The sequence below is a fragment of the Pseudomonas sp. TWR1-1-3 genome, from assembly GCF_049896805.1.
Lineage (GTDB): Bacteria > Pseudomonadota > Gammaproteobacteria > Pseudomonadales > Pseudomonadaceae > Aquipseudomonas > Aquipseudomonas bubulae.
The window spans coordinates 212,332-227,496 of the sequence record NZ_JAFCUZ010000001.1 but is presented as its reverse complement, the minus strand read 5'-3'; the positions used below and the strand labels follow the sequence as shown (position 1 = coordinate 227,496).

At 53.5% G+C, this 15,165-nt stretch carries 19 protein-coding genes and 1 pseudogene; 6 read left to right on the top strand and 14 right to left on the bottom strand.

What is annotated here, in order from left to right:
• The first annotated feature begins 56 nt into the window (after window positions 1-56).
• The 3 genes from ACP7BE_RS01065 (at window position 57) to ACP7BE_RS01055 (ending at window position 3,968) form a co-directional block, all read left to right on the top strand.
• Window positions 57-944 (top strand): LysR substrate-binding domain-containing protein, encoded by an 888-nt coding sequence (locus tag ACP7BE_RS01065; protein WP_426104326.1) that lies wholly within the window; start codon window positions 57-59, stop codon window positions 942-944.
• 70 nt (window positions 945-1,014) lie between these two features.
• Complete coding sequence (locus ACP7BE_RS01060) at window positions 1,015-1,620, top strand: hypothetical protein (protein WP_426104324.1); 606 nt, start codon at window positions 1,015-1,017, stop codon at window positions 1,618-1,620.
• A 962-nt stretch (window positions 1,621-2,582) separates the two neighbouring features.
• Window positions 2,583-3,968 (top strand): Fic family protein, encoded by a 1,386-nt coding sequence (locus ACP7BE_RS01055; protein ID WP_426104323.1) that lies wholly within the window; start codon window positions 2,583-2,585, stop codon window positions 3,966-3,968.
• 820 nt (window positions 3,969-4,788) lie between these two features.
• On the opposite strand, the gene ACP7BE_RS01050 is transcribed toward ACP7BE_RS01055, so the two are convergent.
• The 9 genes and pseudogenes from ACP7BE_RS01050 to ACP7BE_RS01010 all read right to left on the bottom strand — a co-directional run bounded on the left by ACP7BE_RS01050 (window position 4,789) and on the right by ACP7BE_RS01010 (window position 11,237).
• On the bottom strand, window positions 4,789-5,583 hold the full coding sequence (locus ACP7BE_RS01050) for a DNA adenine methylase (protein WP_426104321.1): 795 nt from the start codon (window positions 5,581-5,583) through the stop codon (window positions 4,789-4,791).
• Between the two features lie 150 nt (window positions 5,584-5,733).
• The gene (locus ACP7BE_RS01045) at window positions 5,734-6,258 is read right to left on the bottom strand and encodes a lysis protein (RefSeq protein WP_426104319.1); all 525 of its coding nucleotides are present in this window, start codon (window positions 6,256-6,258) and stop codon (window positions 5,734-5,736) included.
• On the bottom strand, window positions 6,255-6,788 hold the full coding sequence (locus tag ACP7BE_RS01040) for a glycoside hydrolase family 19 protein (protein WP_426104317.1): 534 nt from the start codon (window positions 6,786-6,788) through the stop codon (window positions 6,255-6,257). The genes ACP7BE_RS01045 and ACP7BE_RS01040 overlap by 4 nt, the downstream gene beginning before the upstream one ends.
• Window positions 6,789-6,846: 58 nt before the next feature.
• Window positions 6,847-7,119 (bottom strand): hypothetical protein, encoded by a 273-nt coding sequence (locus tag ACP7BE_RS01035; protein WP_426104315.1) that lies wholly within the window; start codon window positions 7,117-7,119, stop codon window positions 6,847-6,849.
• Window positions 7,106-7,438, bottom strand: a complete 333-nt coding sequence (locus ACP7BE_RS01030; RefSeq protein ID WP_426104313.1) for a hypothetical protein — start codon at window positions 7,436-7,438, stop codon at window positions 7,106-7,108. Before ACP7BE_RS01030 ends, ACP7BE_RS01035 begins: the two co-directional genes overlap by 14 nt.
• 281 nt (window positions 7,439-7,719) lie before the next feature.
• A pseudogene (locus tag ACP7BE_RS01025) lies at window positions 7,720-9,702 on the bottom strand (host specificity protein J); the annotation flags it as partial.
• A 55-nt stretch (window positions 9,703-9,757) separates the two neighbouring features.
• Window positions 9,758-10,111: a hypothetical protein gene (locus tag ACP7BE_RS01020; protein WP_426104311.1), complete on the bottom strand. Its 354-nt coding sequence runs from the start codon at window positions 10,109-10,111 to the stop codon at window positions 9,758-9,760.
• A gap of 66 nt (window positions 10,112-10,177) precedes the next feature.
• The gene (locus ACP7BE_RS01015) at window positions 10,178-10,759 is read right to left on the bottom strand and encodes a tail assembly protein (RefSeq protein ID WP_426104309.1); all 582 of its coding nucleotides are present in this window, start codon (window positions 10,757-10,759) and stop codon (window positions 10,178-10,180) included.
• A gap of 55 nt (window positions 10,760-10,814) precedes the next feature.
• A complete protein-coding gene (locus ACP7BE_RS01010) occupies window positions 10,815-11,237 on the bottom strand; it encodes a hypothetical protein (RefSeq protein ID WP_120265609.1) in 423 nt (140 codons plus the stop codon).
• An 86-nt stretch (window positions 11,238-11,323) separates the two neighbouring features.
• Here ACP7BE_RS01010 and ACP7BE_RS01005 point away from each other — a divergent pair, with 86 nt between their 5' ends.
• A complete protein-coding gene (locus ACP7BE_RS01005; protein WP_338659947.1) occupies window positions 11,324-11,785 on the top strand; it encodes a hypothetical protein in 462 nt (153 codons plus the stop codon).
• Window positions 11,786-11,868: 83 nt separating this feature from the next.
• On the opposite strand, the gene ACP7BE_RS01000 is transcribed toward ACP7BE_RS01005, so the two are convergent.
• The gene (locus ACP7BE_RS01000; protein ID WP_426104307.1) at window positions 11,869-12,150 is read right to left on the bottom strand and encodes a DUF4236 domain-containing protein; all 282 of its coding nucleotides are present in this window, start codon (window positions 12,148-12,150) and stop codon (window positions 11,869-11,871) included.
• Window positions 12,151-12,664: 514 nt separating this feature from the next.
• Here ACP7BE_RS01000 and ACP7BE_RS00995 point away from each other — a divergent pair.
• The gene (locus ACP7BE_RS00995; protein ID WP_095025051.1) at window positions 12,665-12,940 is read left to right on the top strand and encodes a hypothetical protein; all 276 of its coding nucleotides are present in this window, start codon (window positions 12,665-12,667) and stop codon (window positions 12,938-12,940) included.
• A 55-nt stretch (window positions 12,941-12,995) separates the two neighbouring features.
• Here the strand turns inward: ACP7BE_RS00995 and ACP7BE_RS00990 are convergent, their stop codons facing one another.
• Together ACP7BE_RS00990 and ACP7BE_RS00985 are read right to left on the bottom strand one after the other, a co-directional pair.
• A complete protein-coding gene (locus tag ACP7BE_RS00990; RefSeq protein ID WP_019827011.1) occupies window positions 12,996-13,310 on the bottom strand; it encodes a helix-turn-helix domain-containing protein in 315 nt (104 codons plus the stop codon).
• Entirely contained in the window at window positions 13,307-13,651 is a 345-nt protein-coding gene (locus tag ACP7BE_RS00985; protein ID WP_019827010.1) for a hypothetical protein, read from the bottom strand. Before ACP7BE_RS00985 ends, ACP7BE_RS00990 begins: the two co-directional genes overlap by 4 nt.
• 188 nt (window positions 13,652-13,839) lie before the next feature.
• Between ACP7BE_RS00985 and ACP7BE_RS00980 the strand changes: the two genes are divergently transcribed.
• Window positions 13,840-14,085, top strand: a complete 246-nt coding sequence (locus ACP7BE_RS00980; protein ID WP_095025050.1) for a hypothetical protein — start codon at window positions 13,840-13,842, stop codon at window positions 14,083-14,085.
• Here the strand turns inward: ACP7BE_RS00980 and ACP7BE_RS00975 are convergent.
• Window positions 14,063-14,278 (bottom strand): DUF1983 domain-containing protein, encoded by a 216-nt coding sequence (locus tag ACP7BE_RS00975; RefSeq protein WP_130871701.1) that lies wholly within the window; start codon window positions 14,276-14,278, stop codon window positions 14,063-14,065. The genes ACP7BE_RS00980 and ACP7BE_RS00975 overlap by 23 nt on opposite strands.
• Before the next feature lie 34 nt (window positions 14,279-14,312).
• Window positions 14,313-15,056 (bottom strand): C40 family peptidase, encoded by a 744-nt coding sequence (locus ACP7BE_RS00970; protein WP_426105334.1) that lies wholly within the window; start codon window positions 15,054-15,056, stop codon window positions 14,313-14,315.
• Between the last annotated feature and the right edge of the window lie 109 nt (window positions 15,057-15,165).

Genomic DNA, 15,165 nt, shown 5'->3' with positions numbered 1-15,165 from the left:
TAATTGCGAATATCAGATTTAATAGGATCAACTGTTCCAAATTTGTGGATTATCCGATGCGCCGTCCAACTTTCGATCTCGATGTATTGCGCACCTTCGTTACCGGCGTTGAGTTCAACAGCTTTGCCAAGGCTGCGGATTGCTTCGGTCGATCTACGTCCGCAGTGAGCGCTCAATTGAAGAAACTTGAAGAGCAGGTGGGCACCCCGGTGTTGGCCAGATCAGGACGTGGCCTGGTCTTGACACCTGTGGGAGAAATCCTGCTCAGCCACGCCCGCCGGCTACTGGAGCTCAACGACGGGATCTTCTTGAGCCTGCATGAAAGCCAGACGACCGGAACCGTTCGCTTCGGAGTTCAAGAAGATTTTGGGGAGCATTTCCTCAGCGATATCCTGCGACGCTTCGTTCAAGCCTACCCAATGGTGAATCTTGAAGTCAGGATTGCGCGAAACGCTGAATTACTTTCAATGGTAGAAAGCACCGGCCTGGACTTGGCCCTAACATGGGACACGGAGCGCAATTCGCCGCTTGCGACGAGACTGGGTGAAACGCCGATGCACTGGATCGGGGCTCGTAACACACGACTGCCAACCATGATGGATGACTCACCGCTGCCATTGATCCTGTTTGATGCGCCGTGCGTGTTGCGCAGTGCCGCCACCCAGGCACTGGATGCGGCGAATATCCCCTGGCGAATCGCCCTGACCAGCCCCAGCGTTGCCGGTATATGGGCCGCCGTTGCTGCTGGATTAGGCTTGACGCTAAGAACCCGCATCGGGCTACCGGGCCATCTCGACATCGTTTCAGGCTTGCCCCCTGTACCACACCTTGGTTACATGATTCATAGCTGTACTGAGGCTCCCACACCAGCCACGCGTGAACTCGCAGCATTGATCAAAGCGAGCCTACAAGAGCCGGCATTCAATTTTGCAGTTTCGAAATAAATTCTTAGCTTGAATCAAGCAGCCCAGACGTCGAACTAGCGGCTTATCGCGCAGCAATGGAGTTGCCCCTATGAAAAAACACACCTTGTATGCGCTGTTGGTACTGCTCGCGGGATGCAGTACAGGGCCCTATCTGCATCCAGAATCAGGCGTGGGCCAAAACGCCCTCCTCGAGCGTACCTGCCCCGGGCCAAAGGCGGCGATGAGCTATACGCCTCTTTCTGAAGAACTCGACTGGGTTCATGTGCTGGTTTATGCAGCACCGCCGGGTACATCCAGCTGGCCAAGCAACAAGCGCTCAACTGACACGGAACTGCGCCTCTTCGGTCGCCTGTACAAACCGCCTTACCTGCTCAACCTGAACACCCCGGAACAACGCAGCGCTGCGCTCAAACAGACCCCGCCCGTCCTTTGGGTGAGTGCCGCATCGCCCATGGTCACCGTGCAACTGGCTACAGGGCAGTCTTATCAGGTCAGCGTTGAACAGCTGGAAACCGGTTTTGATCCGAGGAAAATATTCCACGCGGGCTTCAAGGGAACGCCCTTGGGCAAAGGGGATATGGATGACTTCACCGTAACCTTTCCGGATATTTTCGTGAACGGTGAGAAAGTCCCGATGGCACCTGTCCACTTCAAGAAGCGCGAAGAACGCTACGCACCGGTATTCAACTGCTGAATAACAAATCAAGTAGCGACTCGCTCGCTTTGGGCAAGCAAAGGCCTATGACCACATTCCGGCGAATGAGCGGCCAACCTTTCATGAGACTCGAGCGTTGGGTGCCTGGCTATATGAGTAACAGGGATTTGCTCAGGATGACATTCAGGGCTTGATGGGGCATGCCGATCTGAAACTGCTGCGCGTTGGTGGTTTGCCCAATGATTGGCCAAACGAGAACAACAAAAAAGGGCCCACCTTTCGGTGAGCCCTTCTAGACCGCCCAGCAGAGCGGATTTTGTTTGGTAGGCGCGATTGGACTCGAACCAACGACCCCCACCATGTCAAGGTGACCAGATGTAGGCGCTAAGCATATGATTTATATAGGTTTATTCTGCTTATTCCATAGCTTGGAATCGCTGAACCAGCCTATATAAATCAATAACTTAGCGTTGTATTTTCATACAGTGGTCATGCTGAACTCGGAGGTATCACAGTTGCAAGCTAGAGGCCGATTTGCAATCCAATATGAAACTCAATCGGGCCGTGACCTGTAGCTCTTCTTCCGGCGTCCTGCCGACCAAATTCATCCCATCTGTTTCAGAAAATCATCTGATTGTTGTCGGCCCACGCCTGCTATGGATGGCGGTAATCGGCCAATAGGGGTCTGTTAGCTGATCAAGTGGAGACGGACCTAAAAGCAACCTTTCAGTGTGCTTCTCCTATCGACACACAAACGCCACGAGCTTCTGACTAAGAGCATTCGTCCCAAGCTGTAGGATCGCTGAGTAAATGGGGTCTACGAACGGGAACTGCGATGCGGAGGAATACTTCATCACATACCATATTTTGAGCTTAAGACCGAAAATAGGGTGATGTCAGCTAACTCACGATGAAAAAAATATGAGGCAGTCCTTGACTTTTATTGGCTGCATGAGAGTATTTGGAAATCTAAACGCAAATTTTCATAATTGAGTATAGCTATGGCAAAGCCAAGGGTTGAAAGGGCGCCGAAATTCGATCCGACGAAAATTGACTACGAAAAAATCGGAAAATATATCGGCAAATATGACGTAACAGATGCGAAAGGTAACTATCTTCATTGGGACAAATTAAAATGGAGGGTGCCAAAAGCTGAAGCTATCGATATCTGGTCCGCGGTTAAATTCAAAAGATACATGCAAATGAAGCCACTGGCTTTACTTGGTAGTACTGACGAAGTATTCACGTACTGCATTCCGCACTCCGTGGATTCTAAGCTGCATAGAATTGTTAAGTTGGCAGGCGGTAGTGTTGCCGCAATTGCTGGTAGCAAAGCGCCAGAGAGCCTGCAAAGCAAGTTTTTAGTATCCTCGCTAATTATGGAGGAAGCAATTTCTAGCGCTCAACTTGAAGGAGCCTCTACCACTAGGGAAGTTGCAAAAAAAATGTTGGAAGAGGAGAGAGCTCCTCTTGATGAAGATGAGCGGATGATTCTAAACAATTATCTACTATTAAAACATGCAGAGCTAACGAGAGACGAGCCTCTCACACTAGATCTTATTTTAGAGTTCCACAGAATAGCAACCCAGGGCACAACTGAAAACAACGTAGTGCCAGGCGAATTCAGAGAAAGTGACGACATTTACGTTTCGGACTCTGAGGAGGAAATTGCCTATCAACCTCCACCCTTTAAAGATCTTCCAGAAAGATTAAATTTACTGTGCAAGTTTGCTAACGAAGATCATTCAGGGGATAACGGCTGTGAGTTCTTGCACCCAGTTATCAAAGCGATAATACTCCATTTTATGATCGGGTACGAACATCCGTTCAGAGACGGCAACGGAAGGACTGCGAGAGCACTTTTCTATTGGTACATGTTAAAGTGCGATTACGACTTGTTTAGATATGTTTCAATTAGCAAGCTTCTCAAGGACGACCCTAAAGGATATGGGCTTTCGTATCTGTACACCGAAAAGGACCAAAATGATTTAACGTACTTCATTGACTTTCAGGCGGAGATTATTCTAAAGGCTTTTGAGGAGCTTCAAACATACTTAGAAAGTCGATCGAATGAATTCCAGCAAGTCGTCAAGCTCTTAGAAACTACCAAATACAATTTAACGCTCAACTTCATACAGAAGGATCTTATTAAGAAGGGAGCGAAAGAACCAGGCAGAATATTCACCGCCAAAGAGGTAGCCAGCAGCTATGACGTATCGAAAAATACTGCCAGAACACATTTAAATGCGCTATGTGAATTAAAGCTATTTATGAATACTAAGGATGGCAGAAAAACGCTTTATTTATCACCGTCAGACCTGATAGCTAGACTGACCAAAAAAAATGGATCAAACAGAACTAGCAAGATAGAAAAAATCCCGAGTTAGAAATGTCCGAGATTTCTATTTTTTCGGTATTTGACCGCACCTACTCAACTGCTAAAATGTTGAACTGGGTAGGATGCAGCAATCCGACAGAATCACATATTTGCTCGCCCCTAGTTTGATAGACACCAAGGGGTGGCAACTCCTGGCTGATATCTGCCGGACAACCCCCTCTAATTCCTCGACTGGGCCTTACACTTGCCTAGAGATTTTTTTGAGCCCAGTCCACGATCTAAAATCTGACGGCATGCCCCTACCAGCCTAGCACCCCATGCCCGCCAAGGCATGGTAACCCTTTGAAAAGTAGCTGTTCTCTCTTACGCTCGCTGCAATCGAATAGCCATAGAAATACATGGGTGCGTGAGAGAATCACGCAGCCTTGTTGCACTCTCTCCGTGCGCTCTGCCAAGCGAGAAAGCCAACAAAGGCGAAGTGTACGTCTACTGCTTTAAAGCCTTTCCTACCGTTTGGAGTGCATTGAGCCGTGCCTCCATGTGATTCAAACATCTTTTATCACCTTGGCTAACCAACTCCAGACATTCATATGTCTGTGTATCGAGATCAGTCCTCATCTTGGCAAATTGATAGGTCATCGCACCTATTCCGATGCTGAAAACGAGGGGTATCGAACATAGTGCTATGGCCGGCGACATGCTTTCCTGTACTCCCTTGCGGTATTGACGGCACTTTGACGCCAAAATATCGATGAAAGCAAAACAATATCATCACCGTTTCGTAAATCAATCCATCCTGTATTTTTCGCCCCCTCCCCCGGAGTCCTGGCGATTAAACACAACCAAATGCATAAACAACTTATTTCAGCTCAAAATAATCCATCAAAAGCATCCGGCTCCCAATTCATAATGATCAACTCCCCCGTAACCTCCGCCTTCCCCTGCCGCTGATTCGTGGTCGTGTAGCGGATCTCGGTCGTCTCAAAATGAAACCCATCAAACACTCTCCGAATGTCCGGGTGGTCGTTGATACTGACCATCACCTTGCCTTTGCAGCGCCGCATAAAGTCAGCCATGCGCTCGTAGTTTTCAAATGGGAAGCCCACGCCGTACCCAGCGGTCTGCCAGTAAGGCGGGTCCATGTAGTGGAAGGTGTGCGGCCGGTCGTAGCGCTCTGCGCACTCAAGCCAAGGCAGGTTTTCAACGTAGGTGCCGGACAAGCGCTGCCAGGCTGCAGATAGATTCTCTTCGATGCGAAGCAGGTTGATTGCGGGGGCCGTTGTCGCGGTACCGAAGCTCTGCCCCGAAACCTTGCCACCAAAGGCATGGTGTTGCAGGTAGAAGAAGCGTGCGGCGCGCTGGATGTCGGTCAGCGTTTCCGGGCGGGTCATTTTTTGCCACTCGAAAATCTGCCGTGAGCTCAAGGCCCACTTAAATTGCCTCACGAACTCTTCCAGGTGGTTCTGCACCACACGGTACAGGGTCACCAGATCGCCGTTGATGTCGTTAAGCACTTCGCATGGCGCGGGCTGTGGGCGCAGGAAATAGAGCGCCCCGCCGCCTGCGAAAACTTCGACGTAGCATTCGTGGGGTGGGAACAGGGGGATAAGGCGATCGGCCAGGCGGCGTTTGCCGCCCATCCAAGGGATGATGGGTGAAGACATAATTTGCAAGACCTTTACTGTATGGATAAACAGGTGCTAGGCTCGCTCGGCTTTGTGCACAGAGCGGGAGCCTTGGCTGGGCTTGCAGGTAGAGACTGCGGGTTCGGTGGTCGGGCTGGATGTTGACGCATCCAGCTTCGGCCGCTCCTTTTACTTTGTGCCTGATACTTCTTTGGCGTAGGCCTGACAGGCCTGCAGCGCGATCAGTCCTTGATCGCCGTCGCTGGTGATTCTGATAATTCGTTGAGCATGCGCCGGGTCAAGTTGGGCTCTACGGGCGCCATGAACCATGCTGCCGGTGCGGGTGGCGGCTTGCACTGCGTCACAACCAGCTGCTGCGGCATCGAGTTGGACTGACAGCCGCAGGTCAGCAGTAGCAAGGCGATCACGCAGGCGTGCCTGTTTCGTTTTCTCATCGGTCAGGGCTCGGTAATGGGATTGGTCACTGGCTGCCAGCCACTGCTCCAGGGCAAGGCGTTTGCCCTGTTCTGCCAGAATTTGCGCGGCGTTGGCATTGGCCAGATTGGTGCGCTCGGTTTGGTGGGCGGCTTCCTTGGCGGCCAGTTGCTGGCCGTAGGCATTGGCCTGCCACTCCCATGCGGCCCACGCGCTGGCCCCCATCAGGGCCAGGGTGATCAGCAGCACCCCGCACCACTTCACCGCATCGATCTTCACGCCAACACCTTGAGCGCCCGGGCGTACAGCGCCTGCCGATCGGCAGCGCCATTCTGGCCACCGTTGATGCGCTGGGTGATCTTGTCGAACTGGCCAGCGTCGGCCAGGTTGCTCAGACCCTTGGTCGCCCAGAACCATGCCGCTGACATGCAGGCATGCTGTGGCTTCTCCAGCAGCTCGGGCCGCTTGATCAGGTCAAGGCCCAGCCCTTCGCCGCATGCCATGTAGTTGGCACGGCCAGTGATCTGGATCAGGCCGCGCCCCCGGTACTTGGAGCCGTCGCCGGCCACGGTGTTGCCCAGGTCTTTGCGGGCTTCGTATTTGGTTTGAGCGAGCGTGGGGCCCCAGATTTCTTTGACGTATTTAAGCTGGCCGGATTCGTGGCCAATCTGGGCGATAAATGCGGCTACTCGCTTAGCGCCCACAATCTGGTACCGGCCCATCGCGGTGTTTAAGACAGGAACAAAAACGCCAGCAACATGGCTGGCGTTCGGGAGGATCTGCAGCAGTTGCTGCGTGGTGATGGGCATGACTTTCTCCAGGCAAAAAAATACCCGTACTCGGCGGGGTTCGGTGTTGCTAACGATGTCAGCTCGGGCGTCCTGGCCGCTGACTTGAATCGGGATAGCACTCTGAATCCAGCTTCCAGGCTCGCACCTGGGTTCGATAGTCGCGCCATAGGCGCTCCGTGCCCGCTACCTGCTCGCCATCCTCGATGGCCTCCAACTGCTCAGCCACGAACTTACGCTCCTGCTCGACCCACTGGACTTCGACAGCAATCAAAGGCGCCAACCGCGCAGCCTCGGCTTCAGCTTTTATGTCTGCGGACTTGCGCAGTTTCGACCAATCAATGTTGCTCATGAACTGGCTCCTTGGTTACGTCAGCTAACGATCTGGGTAACTCAACGGGGCCATTTTTGATAACAGTGATGGGTACAGGGAACGCCTGCGCCTGAATAAAGTTCGCGGGGTTTGGCAGGATCAGGGTCAGTTCAAGCTCGCCGTTTACCCGTGTCACATCCCCGGCAAACCATTCTGATTCGATTGCAGATCGGGGCAATATGTCGCCTTCCCCAACCGCCGAAAAATCAAAAGGCTCATCATTTACAACCAGCAAGTCACCACGCCTGACAACGTTCAACGTATCGTCTCGCCGTTGTGGGCTTAAGAATATTTTCATTATTTCCACCGCCCTGAAGATTGGAAAGACGCAACAAACGAGCCTGCCGCCAATGTTCCATATTCCATTGGCGGATGTACGAAGGCTGGTGCATGACCTGTATTGACCCCGACATACAGCACACGCGAGTTCATCCAATACGTTTGCATGAGTGTATAGAGCGCAATTCCAGTGCCATCCTGTCCGGTCGTAAACGAGAGTGTGACGTTATGTGCAGGCTGGCCAACAAACGTGGCTGGCTGCAAGGCACCATCCCAGGCCTGCCCGCGCCCTGCGGGAAGATCCACGTCATAGGCGACAGCGCCGGGCACCGACTCCCAGGTGATGGTCATGGTGGTCACGGCCAGGCCTTGGGCAATCGACGAATTCGACGTCAGCACCACGCTGGCCGGCGCTGACACCACGGTGATCGGGATCACGCTGATGGGGCGCTCTTCAAGACGGGCCCCGGTGTCGATATGCGCGAACTTGCTCGGGTCGTACTGCACGGCCGAGATTTCGAATACACCGGCCTCCGGCCGCGACACGCTGGTGACCCGGTAAAGCGGTACCGCCAGATCGTCAGCATCCAGACACCACACCAGTTCGGGCTGAGGCGCGATGGAGTACGCCGTGGTCACCGTCACCTTGCGCCCGCTGACCAACTGGATCGTCCGCCCCTCGCACTTGCCATCAGGCAAGTTGAGAATCAGGCGATCGCCCGGCTTGGCCGAGGTATCGCGGTCCAGCGTAATGACCTTGCCGGCAACCGCCGCCACTAGCCCGCCCACTGGCCGCCCTGCGATTAACTCGTCTGCAATCGGGATCACATACCCCGGCAACGGGATACGCCCGGCCAAGCCCGTTCTGAACGTCACCGCCCGATCCTTGGCATTGGTCAGCAACGCCCATTTGCCCCGGCGCTGCGCTTCGGACTCACGGGTGCAGCCAATCGCGCTGATCTCCAGCGGGTTGTCGCCATAGCGGCGCTGCAACTTGCTGTCGGTCACCGCGGTGACATCGGTGTCGTAGTTGTTGGCCGGGTTGTCGTAGCTGATCAGTGCGCGGCTGTAGCGGGTGCGCTCCGAGGCACTGGCATAGGTGAACTTACCGTCGATGACATTGGCACGGGTGTAGGCAAAATCAAAATCAGTGGAGCGCGGCATATCCGACAGCGAGAACACCTGACCCTGCGCCCAGTATGTCATGCCGCGGTAAATCGCCGAAATATCCCGCAGCAGCGTCCAGGCATCCGCCTTACCCTGCAGGTTCAGGTTGCAGATAAAACGCGGTTCCAAGCCGCCCCTGCCGTCCGGCACCAGTTGGTCGCAGTACTGGGCGATGCGGTACAGCTCCCACTTATCTACCTGCCAGGGCTTGATGCGCCGGCCGAGGCCGAAGCGGTCGTTGACCGTAATGTCGTAGGTCATCCATACCGGGTTGTCAGTCCAGGCCTGCTTGAAGGTGCCGTCCCAGATACCCGTGTGCGACCGGCTCCGCGGATCGTAATTGCTGGGCACGGCGATTTTGCGCGCGTCACACTCAACCGTGATCGCGGGGATATTGCGGAACTGCTCAGCAGAGAATTCGATATAGAGCAGCGCGGTGTTCGGATAGCGCAGCTTGGCGTCGATGACCTCGGTGTAACCTGCGATCTGCAAGGTGTCGGCAATTTTGTTGCTGTTCTGGTTCAGCGTGATCCGAGTGACGCGCAACATCCAGCCACTTGCGGCCTTGGGCAAGTCAACGCGCCGGGTGCGCTCGTAGGTGCTGGTGGTCTTGCCGTCCACGGCCTCGCTCAATACCTGCTGATAGGCACCGCCATCCGTAGCTACCTCAACCTTGTACTCGATCCGGTAGCCGTTGATATTTCCGCACTCGTCGATTGATTGCAACATGGGCCAGGCAAAGCGCAGGCGTACTGCGGACAGCTAGGTGTTGTTGATCGACCTCACCCACGGCGTGCCGCTGCGCAGCTCAATGCCCAAGGTGGTTTCGTTTTCGACCGAGGGAATACCGGGGATATAAGGCTGCTCCACGGAGCCGGTGCGCCATTCCCACTTTACGTTCGGAAAGTTGAAGTTGCCCTCTTCGTCCTGCAGCGGGGTATTGTCGAGGTAGATATTTTTGGCCGTGGGGATGCCGTCGAATTCACCCTCGCCGACCGCGACCAGCATCTTCGCCAAGGCAATCGAGCGCAGGCTGTCCGGGGCTTCGGTTGGGGTTTTTGGCTTGTCGGAACCGCCCTTGGCGCCGTGGATATCGAGTAGCTGCGCTGCGCCCATGTTTTCCTCCAGACGAAAAAAAACCCGCTAACGCGGGTCCATACTTTCTGAAATCCTATTTTTCGTATGAAACAACAAGCTTGTTGTCTACGAGATGTTTTGACACTTCATAGTCTGGATTGAAGGTAGCAATGTTGTGCGCAGCAATCACTGCAGCAGAAGCAATCCCTACAATCCCAGTCACTCCACCCAGCATGGACGCGCCAATCGACGCAATTCTACCGCTTGTGTAAATGCGGCAGGTCAAACCCTGCTTTTCAATTTCGGCTTCGAGCAGGCTAACAGCATCAATCATCTTGCCATTAAGCCCCAATATCTCAAATGACACTCGCTTGCGTATGAGCTCAGTACCTCTGGTATGAATTTCTTCAAAAGAGATGGTAGGCGTTTGAGTGATTTCCGATGTCATTACAACATTTCCTTTTTCTTGAAGTGCGCCATTATAATGATATCAGTACTTGTTTCCACCCGGCCTCTAGACTTGATCTTCCACATAGATCGCAGCACTGATAATGGCGCCACCCCAGCGACGGCGCCCGTAGCAGAGCGAAACAGGATTGCCGGAGGCCGTAGAGTTCTTGGCGCTACCGAAGGCGTAGCCGGGGGTGTTCTCGGGAGCCGCGCTGGTTTTTAGGCCTCCCGCCTGGGGGCTGAGCATTTGGATTACGCCACCACCGACCAAACCCACGCCCAACTGAACAGCCCAAGGTTGCTTAAAGTAGCTGCCTGCCACAATGAGTACCGCACCAATGATGGTTTGAAGAAGCCCTGCCCGCTTACTGCCGACTACGACAGGAGCAATGCGTATATCGCCAGCCCCACAGTAGCCAAGCTCATCTTGTCCAATGTTTGTTTTGCCCCGGAATACGGTGAATTCAAGCCCTCTGGATTTGGCATTCGACAGGAAACGCTCGAAGCCAGGGACCTGGACGCAGAGAGCCCTGATGGCTTCTGCTGGTGATTTAACGGCCAGTCTGAATGAGCGACCAAATTGGCGTAATGGGCCGTACAACCGGATGGTCGTCACGGGTTGGTAGTTGATTGCCGAACCATGCATTACTTTTCTCCGGACATTAAAAAACCGCCCGGAGGCGGCTTTTAAAGATTGGAACTCAGTTGTAATCGACATAGGGGCCGATATAGAAGCCGCTCATATCACCACTGATCCTGTAGAGGCTTTCTTTGTTGGCTTGCACACTGGCTGAAATGGTTCGAATCGCCGCGCCAGCACACAGGCCGGAGCCAGCCAATCCAGCCCCCAGATTTATATTGCCGGCAGGCAGATAAAAGCTCGCGCGCTGACTGGTGCCAATCTTGCCAGCTTTGCGCCCATCGACGTACACGACGATATCGCAGCCAGATCCAACCATCCCGGAATCCCGGACGACTGTAATCACACCACTCTCACCCGCGGGCTTTGACTGGAAAGCATAAAGCTCATCAGATGGAACCGGCTTTGCCTGGCTGACCGGGATGGGGGAAGACGCACACCCCGCCAGCAGCGCTATTGCCAGCGCACCTATCAAAATTCGCATGTCGTTCCCTCAATTGATTTGGCGGGACTTTAGCATCAGTAACACGGTCATGGCAGAATGCCCCGCCAACAATAACGGAGCCTGTGATGAGACCCTTCGCAATAGCTGCACTAATGCTTCTGCTCACAGGATGCGTGTCAAAGGTCGTTGAGTACACTCCGGCCAAAATCAGCCCAGAACAGGCACGTTCGGTAATCGAACAGGTGCTTATGGAACAACCTCTCAAGACCAGGCCGGAACAGGTCGTGTTTACTGATGAATACATTGGTTTTGGCAGCGGCATCCTTTCGACCACCAGCGGCTTTGCCAGTGCAGTCCCTCTCGGTGGCGGAGCGATAGCAGCAGGCAGCTCAAGAACATCGTCAAAAGCGGTTCAGACCCGTATTTACTACAACTCCATCGGTAGCGTGGCCCTCTACTCGAAACGCGGCCGATGGGTTGTGCAGACCCGGAGCACTGGCGGGAACGTCATGAACAGCTCTCTTGTAGATACGCAGAAGAAAGCTGAACGGTTTGTGGATGCAATGGTGTCTCTCAAACGCGGGTAATAACAATCAAACACAAAAAGCCCAGCATTTAGCTGGGCTTTCTCATTTCAGGGCACCGAAAACATTAGGGCTGCGCGTGGACCTCAGCTGAATATCCACCAAAGAACTGCTGCGATAATTAGCAAGGTGGCCACATGCGCCCACGCCGGTGTAGGTGGCGTAGGGGTAGCCTCTCTCTTTCCGGCCCCGTAGAACTTCGACGAAGATATTCCAGTGCCAGGAATTCCGGTCGTGACCCGCGTACCGCGTTTACTTAGTTTTACTGTGGCACCTTTCAAGCCTAGTGACGTACTCACACCACTTTTGCTGATGTTGATCCGAACACCAGGAGCAATTTTGATGCTCTTCCTGATTCTGAGGGCCATGACTCAGTTCCTTTGAAAATAAGCAACTTTAGCATCAAAATGCCACCACCAAGAATAACGCTCTGTCGGAACCTGAATGGGCATCCAGCATGGATGAAATGCCAATACCTAAATACTCGCCACAGTAGTAGCGTTGTGCCCTATAACCAAGTCTGAGGAAGTCCAATTGAAGGCGCTTAATAAAGCTCTACAGTTATTTCGAAACGAACGTAAGCGGCCCTGGTCGGAGCTCAATAGTTGGGCGCTTGCCCTAATTGGTGGACCAAGTTTTCTGGCCGGCAGTTACTACTTATGGGTAGCCAAAGACGTTGCTCCAGAACTCATACACGCTACAAACCAAGTAGGTATAACAGCATTGGGAATCGCTGCGTACAGTGCCGTTGGGCTGATGCTTTTTACTGGCTGGCACTTTTTGACAATCGCCAAGCGCTGCTCCGAAGTGCTTCGCCAGCGCCATTACAGGTAGCCCAAGCCTGGGCTGCCGGGCGTTTTTTTACTGGCTAGGATGCAGATAATGCAACTTGAATTCACGAAACTGAGGCTAGCGCTTGCAGATCCAGCCGATGGTCCTTACGCACTGGTAGAAAAACGTAACCTACTAATCAATGCGCTTAAAAACTGGCCGAATGAGTGCTATCCGATTGCAGACTTGCTGCTGCCTCATGGAAAACCGGTCAGTCAAGAATCGCGCAGGGTGATTGATGGTCTGATCTCCATATTGGAGATCCAGCCAAATCGCCCCGATGAAATATTAGATCTAGTAGGCGGCTTGCGGCTCGTTTGCTGGTAAGGCACCAGATGCAACAAGCCCAGCGCGAGGGCCGGGCTTTCATATACAGGTCAGCTTAAACAGCGTTGAGGCGATCAACCATATCAGGGAAGCGCTGGACCAACTTGATCAGTAGTGCTGCCTGGGCATTCGGCTTTGACTTCGACTGCTCCCAATTTTTCAGTGTGTCCGGGCTGGTTCTGATCTGCCGGGCAAACACTGGCTGGGACATGTGCAATTTTTCACGCAGAGAAACGATCTCGGCAGCAGTCACCTCGGGGGCCGGCATCGCCTCCACTTCGTACTGGCGAAGGGTGATCTTCCCTTCGCGATGTTCGCCCATCTCGTTCACGCCTTGCATCAGCTCGGCAAACAGATCGCGCTTTTTCATTTCCCACCTCGTTGTTTCAATTCTGCACCAATGGCCGCCTTCAGCGCTTTCTCCTGATCAGCGGTCAGGTTTTCAAGCTCATCCTTGTCGTAAATTGCGAACATCCAGAACTGACCATCATCCAGCAGCCAGTAATAGATGACCCGCAACCCGCCACGCTTGCCCTTTCCTCTGCGGGCGTCTTGCCAGCGTAGCTTTCGGAATCCACCCGTGCGCGGCATTACATCGCCTGCGGCCGGGTTCGCCTGCATCTCTACCTGAAGCTGCCGGTATTCATCGTCAGTCAGGTAATCACCTACCGTGGCGGTGAAGCTTGTGGTTTCAAAGAAGACTGTTTTCATTGGCGTAAAGTGTACGCAGATTGCCTATAGATTAGCAAATGGTTGCAGCATGTACGAATCCTCAGTAACACCCCGTTGCCTGTAGTAGTAGCCTCCTGCACTTACGCAACAGAATTCCCCAGTCTTTTGCCTGCAAGCCCACGGACTGGGGTTGCGCTAATTTCGGCGCGGATTACCAAGGAGGCAAAATGGAACAAAGCGAACTGAGTCAGAAACTGATCGACGCCGTCAACGCGCATGGCTCAGACCTACAAAATCTCAATTGCGTAATTTCCGGACTTGTTCATCAATTGTCCGCTTCTCAAGGAAAAGAAGGCCTCGATACTGCAAGGGTCTTTGCATTGCGCGTGGCGGAGGCGATGCCCAAGAACAGTCCTGTTCGTCCGAACCCCAAGAGGATCTCGGAATTTTTCAGCGATCACCCAAAGGACTAAACCCTAATTTGCTCTCAATCCGTGCAAGTCGACGCTCCAACAGGTCGGCTTTCTCTGTTGCCAGAAATTGCTCAACACTCTTGATCGAAAATCTATCAGCTGAAATCAAAAGCTGACTGGTTTCAATTCCAGTACCAATACCGGTAACCACAAGCGCTCCAGTACTCGTCATTTGAGTTTTAAGTTGGTGCATGTTGATCTCCTGCAGGTAAGCCTCGTCATTTTAGTTATTTTGCATCTGTGTGCCTGAGGATCAGCTGCGTCCGATCCAGCCAAGGGCCGCCATAAACGATCACCTCTGACGGCCTGTCGTACAGGTGATGCAACAAAAACGGCCCCGGCCCGAAAACCCCTGATTCTTCTCCAGGCAGCTCCGGATCATCACCGAGATAAATCCCAGCATGATTCGGGTGAACCGTTCGCCCAATCGCCATAACGATCAGGTCACCACGCCGTGGCTGGTCGCCCCGCACAAAACCTGCCTCCTCGTAATTGGCTTCGTACAAACTGGTGTTGCCAGCGCTCTCCCACCAGCCGTCCTCCCGTCTAAAAGCTTCAAACTCCAGCCCCCACTCGCGCTTGTACCAATCCGCACAGACCTGCCAGCAATCCCAGGCGCCGTGAACACACGGACGCTTAAGCAGCGGCGTGTTTCCGGTCGGTGTAATAGTGCGCAAGTCGCCTTCAGGCCAACTCAGGATGTGCCATGGCAACGCCGTAGCCTCGCACATCGCCAGATCATGCGGAGACGGCCGGCTGGTGGCATCCGGGTGTGAGTGAACAATGCCGATCACCTCGCCCAGGTCTTCCGCTGCTGCGTAGTCTTCTGGATCGAGACGAAACTCTTCATTCGGCTCGCTGGCAATGTTCCGGCACGGGAAGTACTGCTGCTTGCGCCCGATGGCCAGCAGCAGCCCGCAGCACTCTTTCGGGTATGGGCGTATTAGGATGAAGTCAGTGGATTGGCAAATAGAGCCATCGACCGGATGACGGCTGGTTGATAGGATCGCGCGCCTTACTTAATGCCACTCCGGGAATCAAACACATATGAATCGAGAGCAAGTTCGTAGCGCCATTTGG